The sequence below is a fragment of the Haloferax sp. Atlit-6N genome, from assembly GCF_003383195.1.
GTDB lineage: Archaea > Halobacteriota > Halobacteria > Halobacteriales > Haloferacaceae > Haloferax > Haloferax gibbonsii.
Genome location: NZ_QEQJ01000402.1, coordinates 1 through 438, shown reverse-complemented (window position 1 = coordinate 438; position 438 = coordinate 1). Strand labels below are relative to the sequence as shown.

General features: G+C 63.0%; 1 protein-coding gene. It reads right to left on the bottom strand.

Going from position 1 to position 438, the window contains the following annotated elements; genetic code table 11:
• Positions 1 to 438: type II/IV secretion system ATPase subunit (locus DEQ92_RS22935; RefSeq protein ID WP_147299610.1), on the bottom strand; the 438-nt coding region annotated here is incomplete at both ends.

Below are 438 nucleotides of genomic sequence, written 5' to 3'. Positions count from 1 at the left end.
CGACATCACCTGAAAGAGCGTCCGCCCCTCCTCGCCGCGGATCTCGCCCATCCCGATGTAGTCGGGGCGCTGTCGCAGCGCGGCCTCCAGTAAGTCGAACTCGTCGACGTCGCCGCGGTCGTCGTCGCTGAACGACGGGCGCGTGACGGAGGCGACCCAGTTCCGCTGGGGCAGTTCGACCTCGCGAGTGTCCTCGATCGAGACGATCTTGGAGTTCGAGGGGATGAAAAGCGACACCGCGTTCAGTGACGTGGTCTTCCCCGAGGCAGTCCCGCCCGCGAAGATCAGGCTCTTGTCGTTCTCGATGCAGAGCCAGAGGAACGCCATCTCCTCTAAGGAGAAGGTCTTCCAGTTCACGAGGTCGATCGGCGTGAACGGGACGTCTTTGAACTGGCGGATGGTGTAGTTGGTCCCGTGGTCGGATACCTCCCGACCCAA